Source organism: Acinetobacter sp. AG1, from assembly GCF_001005525.1.
Taxonomy (GTDB): Bacteria; Pseudomonadota; Gammaproteobacteria; order Pseudomonadales; family Moraxellaceae; genus Acinetobacter; species Acinetobacter modestus.
Genome location: NZ_LBMZ01000045.1, coordinates 1 through 5,211, shown reverse-complemented (window position 1 = coordinate 5,211; position 5,211 = coordinate 1). Strand labels below are relative to the sequence as shown.

The 5,211-nt window shown below is 38.5% G+C and carries 1 pseudogene; it reads right to left on the bottom strand.

Annotated elements, in window-relative coordinates:
- A pseudogene (locus tag AAV96_RS00565) lies at nucleotides 1-5,211 on the bottom strand (RHS repeat protein); the annotation flags it as partial.

Sequence of the window (5,211 nt, the reverse complement as noted above, 5' to 3'; positions counted from 1 at the left end):
TTTGCATTATAAGTAATATATTGATAGTCATAGTTGGTGTCTCGATCTAAAGTACTTAGATTAACCTGATACCAACCTGAGATATTATTATATAAAGCTGCACTACTCGTTAAGGTACTCCATTGACTTACCCCTTGAAGTTTATATTTCACCTCAACACGACTGGTTCCTACTGGTACACCCGTGATCATTAAATTGTTGTTATTATTTAATAAAGCCTGTTGGTCTATGGTTTGTGCACCAACCTCAAATATATCACCCACCTTTGAATAATACATAGGTGGTTGCCCACTAATAGTAGAATAAGTTACATAACTCAAAGCAACCTTATCTGGGATAGTGTTTGTTCTATCCATCAGTAGCTCTGTTACTGTGGGTGAAACTCGCTTATAAATCTTGATATTATAATTTTTACCCGCTAAAAACTTATCTATGTTTAGATCTAGCGTAAACTCAATAGAACTTTTTGTCGAACTTACGCTTTGTTTATAAATCTTCTGCGGTGTACCATCAGTACTATCAACACTTAGCTCAACTTCGAAATTGCCATTTCCATAACTCTGTAACGGTGGCAATCCAAACTGAATTTTCTGTACCGATATTCCTTCGTCATAATTAAACGTAACTTTTTTTCTTGTATGATGTAAAAAAGTGGATGCCTTTTCCTCATATCTATTGGTTACTTTCTGAACCTTTTGCCCAATTAAACTGATCGGCAACTTATAATCACTAAAAACATCAATCGCTACATTGCTTATGCTATTTGCAACCGAATTGGTAGTTGCATTCGGATTGGCAGTCACACTCCCACCCGAGAACTTTTCAATAACATTTACAGAGCGTTTAAGCGTACCTGTACTACTTTCTAAAACCTTACCGTTAACATCGGTACTGCTATAACTAAAATTGAGATCCGTATTAGCGGTAATCGCGGAGATATCTAGTACAAAGGCACCTGCGGTTGTACCCGCTTGCATGTCAATGGTGAATGCCTTATCGCTGTTGATAGTCTCATTTTTTGGCCAGTATTTAATCACCAAGCGTTTGGCTTGTGCATTTGCTTGAATATTGAGTTTCTGCGTATCTGCATTAAAACTCAGTTTATTGGTGCTACTACTGTTATCGGTTAAAATAACTGTCGACTTGTCAGTGGTTCGTGAAATAGTCTGACCAAACAGGTTTAACGTCGTATCTAAAGTGTCTTGACTAAACTTGGGTTGGCGAACCGTTACAACCTGATTACGTTTGTCGTAGATCGTCTCAGTATAAGTTACGCCTGCCAAATTTGTCAGTTGATCAGGTGTTTTTGCTGTAATGTTTGTTGAACCCGTCGTGTCCAACTGCAAAGTTGCATTGCCATTTCGGTCATATAAATAATAGCGTGTCACCCCATTATTGGCATTGCTCTTCCATACCTTACCTTGGTTATTGTATTCCGTCACTTCCTGCCAAGGGTCTGTCGCTTTCGTGGTGCTATTTGGATTGACTAAACGTTTTCCAGTGACTTCCCCAAACACGTTATAGCGTGTTTCACGTTGCTCTAGTGTCTTCCATGTAACTGTGGTACTACTCTGTGTAGGGCGTGATCCTTCATTTACGCGTCGAGCCGTTTCTTTACCTAATTGATTGTATTCAATTAAGGTTTCATCGGTTTTAACAACCGTTGAGTTAGTCTTACGATCGGTACTCACCCACGTTTGATTACCCATTAAATCATAGCCATAGTTCACACTATGGCTAATGTTGCCATTGGTCTCTTTAATCAAACGACCCAGCTTATCATAGGCATAAATGGTCACACGATCATCTGAACCTGAGCTATCCACCAAACCTAAAATGGAACTGGTATATAATAATCCTAAGCCATTATAAACAGTAAAAATACGTTGTTTGACCGCCACATTATTACTGTCTTTATATTCCCCAAAGGTTCGAATGCTTTCTCGACCAAGTTTGTCGTAAGTAGTACTGGTTGTTCCCGCATCGTCTATTTTGGTTAAGACTTGATCCAAACCGTTATAAGTGAAACTTGTTGTACTATTACCAACTTTAGCAGTTGTTCCATCTGTGTATTTAACATTGAATAGTTCTGTTTTACTGACGCGTCCTTTTCGGTCAAATGTCGTTAAGGTCTTACGATCATTATTGGTATCTGCAACCAGCAGTGCTTTTACTTGGTTATATTGTAAAGCGTTAAGCTCTGCTGAAAGCCCTTTCGCATACTTGATTTCCGTTAAGGTATTCACCTTATTGGTGACATCATAGTCATAGGTCCACTGTGTGGCATAGCCACCCGCATCAACTGTTAATATCCTGCGACCTATCGCATCATAATAATGGTAAGTAGTTCCCCCTCTGGCATCTTCAACACATGTGATATTGCCATTACCATCGTAATAGGTTTTTTCAGTCGCAGTCGTTTTACTTAAGCTACCTACTAACTGATTATCTGTATTAACTGTATATTCATAGCTAGAAATGTCAGGCGTCATAACCCAAGTTTGACGACCCAATTTATCGTAGCCATACTTAACAACACGTACGTTACCTGTTGGTGCGACAGGCAATGCCCCACCAGCCAAAGTTGGTAATGTAACAGCCGTTTCATAAGCTTTTAGCGTGATGATTTGACCATTGGCATCGTATTCCCACTGCGTCAGTTGACCCACAGCATTAATTTCAGATATTTTGCGGCCATTTTTATCATAGAAACTAAAGGTCTTAGCACCATTCGCATCCGTCTTTAAAATCTGATTGCCATAGCCATCATATTGATAGCTTTCTCGCGGAATGACACCTGTCGTAACGACTTTGTCTTTAAGGTCGGGCTTGCTTGGATCTAATGCTTTTAACTGAACTACATCAACTACCTCACCTATTTTTGCGGTCAGTCGGTTTAAGCCATCATATTCGTAAACCGAAACACGTTGCTCGGCAAGACCTTTGGCCTCAATCAGTTTGGTTCTATTCCCAAAGGCATCGTATTCATACGTATTGATAACATCGAGACCAGATGATTTCTCTGGTAATGTTTCTTGGGTTAGACGACCTAATCGGTCATAAACATAACTATAAACACCCCCAAGCTTATTGCGATAAGTCGCTGGTTGGCTAAAGCCATTGTTATAGGTATATTCTTCATAGTTACCCAATACATCTGTGATTCTAATTTTGCGATTTAATTTGTCATATTGATAATTATTTGTAGCGGTATATTGAGTACCATAGTTGAGATAGGGTTGTGTGGTTGGAGCAGCTTCGATACTGGTTGCAAGCACCTTGACTGCATTCCATAGACCATTCGCACTTTCAACCTTATCTAAACCACTCACAGGAGTTAAATATTTTCCTTCATACAACTGATTACCAAATACATCATAAGCGTAGAAGGTATAATATCCAGCAGCGTCAATCTTAGCTGTATTTCGATTCAGGGCATCATAATAGAAATAGCCTTTATTACCGAGTTTGTCTTTTACCCAAATCACATTATCAAAGGCATCATAGCCCGTTTCGACTGAGAAGCCTTCTGCATCTGTTTCTTTAATTTTTCGGTTTAAAGCATCATAATTATATTGGGTAATCGTATATTCGGGTAAGGTTGTTGCTGTTCTAAATACCGCATCTAATTGGGCCAATGTACTCGTTCTGCTTAATGCAGTTGCCACTTTAAAACGTACAGTATTGCTGACATTATCATAAGCATCATAGCTATAACGTGTCACATAACCAAAAGCATCAATACTATAACTAATTCGACCAGTTTTATCGTAATAGGAATTGCTTTCTCTGTAGTTAACAGCAGCAACCAATTTAAATGCTTTTTCTAGATTGTCTGTATTCAGTTCAGGGCGTGGGGTTGTAAAGTTTCCGCTCGCATCTTTGCTTCTTAATAAATCTAAAATACTATCTGAATTCAGACTCGACTGTTTGCTTGAGATCAAATTCCCAAGTGCATCATAGCTATAACTGGTTACCGATCCTAAAGCATTAATGTCATAAGCCACGCGTCCAACTTTATCGTAATAATATTTGGTTTCACGTAATTTGGTTGCCGAAACCAATGACATTGCCTGAATACAGTTGGCAAGGGTTGTTGTAGGCCTGTCCGTCGTGTAATTACCATTGACATCTTTGGTTCTTAACAAATCGAGGAGTTCACCCACTGTAAACGTTGATTCCTTTTTACTCACCACATTGCCTAAGGCATCATAGCTATAATAGGTAAAAAAGGTCATTTCATTAAATTCTAGGATTTTACGCCCAGTAACATTATATAAGGTCCCTGTGACTGTATACGGGGGTGGCGTTGATGCAAGATAAACCGCATTGAGCTGCTCTAAACTACTACCACGACTGAGACTGATCGCATCGTAGTACTTCACCGTATTTATAACTTTATTTAAAGCATTATGATTAAAGCGAGTCACATAACCCAATGCATCAATAATGTACTTAACTCGACCTAATTTATCGTAATAATAGTTTGTCTCTCTAAACTGAGCATCAGTGAGTAACTTCAAGCCTGCATCATAATTATCTGTCGTTGCTGCAGGTCGGTCTGAAGTAAAAACACCATTCGTATCTTTGGTTCTTAATAGATCAAGCAGGCTAGTATAACTAATCACCGTTTCTTTTTTACTGACCAGATTACCTAATTCGTCATAGCTATAACGGGTGAGAAGAGAGTTCTCATTAAGATCGTAAATCTTTCGACCTAACTTATCATAATATTGAACCGCTCTAAAATTAGTAGGCATTGTGGAAACTGTATATACAGCATTTAATTGAGCTAACGTACTTGAACGACTCAGGGTTGTTGCTTCTCTGAATTTTGCAGTATAAATAATGTTATTAAATAAATTATAATCATTTCTTATAATATAACCTGCTGCATCTATAGTATAAACAACTCGACCGAGTAGGTCATAATAAGACGACTCTGTTTTTGAGCCGGCATTCGCGGTTTGCAATGCGGTTCGAATTGCTTCTTGAGTAAGACTTTCACCAATAAGATTGATCGATTTATCGTATGAGATGACATGTGTAACTTTACCTAACTCATTGTATTGTTTCTCTACAACACTGCCTTCTGCATCAATACTAAATATCTCAAGTCCATCTTTATTATAGATAGACCGAGTCAGTGTAGCTGTGGTTTTACTCACCGTGATATCAGCAAGAATAACAATGTCTTTCGTTGCCCATGTG